At 45.5% G+C, this 1,741-nt stretch carries 2 protein-coding genes; one reads left to right on the forward strand and one right to left on the reverse strand.

Annotated features, from left to right (window positions below; translation table 11 throughout):
* Positions 1–16: 16 nt before the first annotated feature.
* On the reverse strand, positions 17–769 hold the full coding sequence (locus KIV40_RS09675) for a DUF1853 family protein (RefSeq protein WP_012127260.1): 753 nt from the start codon (positions 767–769) through the stop codon (positions 17–19).
* Positions 770–901: 132 nt separating this feature from the next.
* Between KIV40_RS09675 and KIV40_RS09680 the strand changes: the two genes are divergently transcribed.
* Positions 902–1,660 (forward strand): Nif3-like dinuclear metal center hexameric protein, encoded by a 759-nt coding sequence (locus KIV40_RS09680; RefSeq protein WP_012127261.1) that lies wholly within the window; start codon positions 902–904, stop codon positions 1,658–1,660.
* The last annotated feature ends 81 nt before the right edge of the window (positions 1,661–1,741 follow it).

Raw genomic sequence — 1,741 nt, forward strand, 5'->3', positions numbered from 1 at the left:
TTCCCGTTTCCCGTTTCTAGTTCGGCCAAGTATCCGGTACAACAAACCAAAATTGACCGCTCTTTGTTTGAGCGTGAACAAACCTATTGGATGGCTTATTGATTGGCTCTAAGAATTCCTCATTGCCGATTGCCCAAAGCGGTTTAGAGAGGGCGTAAAGTGGCTCTTCAATTTGCTCCCATTGACTTTGGTAGCACCAGTAGCCGGATATTTGGCTTGGGTCTAGTTCGTAACCTAAACAGCTTGTCGGGATAGGTTCTGCAGAAAAAGGGTTAACGTAAAGGCGTCCCTGCATTAGAAGGTGCTCACTCGATATATTGTCTAAGGGCAACTGTTGGTGGAACTCTTCTCTTTGACTCATTTTTAGTTGGTGGGTGAGCATGCGGTCGAGTTTCTTGTGCAGTTGGTCGTGAGCATTCGGCCCATACCAAATACCCTCATGCAGTAAGTAGAACTTGATGGCGACTTCCCAATGCTCGTGTTGTTTGGTTTCCTGATTCTTGAGGATCAAATCAACGGCGCCAATCGTGCGGCCAGTCGTGTCATTGAGTTGAATCTCTTCAGCAACCAATTCATATCGGGGCGAGCAAGTCAGCAGCTTGGTGCAAAGGTGTTGGTAAAGAAAGCCAAGTCGTGGATTACCATCGTAGTCTTCGTTGTCTGATAGAGGTGATGCCAGAAGATCTTCTACAGTGGCAAATGGCGTTTGAAGTTTAAAAAGTGGCGGGGTGCAAGCAATCCATTGGTAGAAACGTTGTAGAGAATTCATCCATTATCCTTGTTGTCACGGGCATAGCCTTCCTATTGTATCGAAATTTATTTGAGTTGGGGATGTCACAACTGGCATCTCGATTGCGGTTCGATATAAACTTTGCTAAAGCCACAAGTATTGGAATTAAAAATGAATAACTTACAGCTGGAAAAGATCCTTAACGAGAAACTGTCTCCGCAACTTATTAAAGACTACGCACCGAATGGAATGCAAGTAGAAGGCAAATCAGAAATCAAACGCATCGTGACAGGCGTAACAGCTTCACAAGCATTGATCGATAAAGCCATCGAGCTAGATGCTGATGCGCTGCTTGTTCACCACGGCTACTTTTGGAAAGGCGAGCCAGAGCCTATTCGTGGTATGAAAGGAAAGCGTATCCGTAGCTTGATCAAAAATGATATCAACCTATATGGCTACCACTTACCGTTAGACATTCATCCTGAGCTAGGTAATAACGCAGAACTTGCTCGCTTGCTAGATATTGAAGTGGAAGGCGGCTTGGAAGGGCACCCACAATCGGTAGCGATGTTTGGGCGCTTGAAACAGGCAATGACAGGCGCTGAATTCGCACACAAAATCAATCAAGTCCTAAACCGTGAACCTTTGCATATTGCGCCTGAAAATTCAGACAAAATGATTGAAACTGTTGGCTGGTGTACCGGCGGTGGTCAGGATTTTATTGAGCTTGCTGCTCAGCATGGATTAGATGCATTTATTTCGGGCGAGATCTCAGAACGTACGACTTACACGGCTCGTGAATTGGATATCCATTACTTCTCTGCAGGTCATCACGCAACCGAACGTTACGGTATTAAAGCGTTGGGTGAATGGTTAGCGCAAGAGCACGGTTTAGACGTTACGTTTATTGATATTGATAACCCAGTATAGAAGGGACGGGTTTTGTCCTTTGCTATGAGAGACAGTTGCACTTCGGGATCTGAAGGGAAGAACAGATCCCCAACTCGCTCA

Source organism: Vibrio sp. D173a (assembly GCF_030248475.1).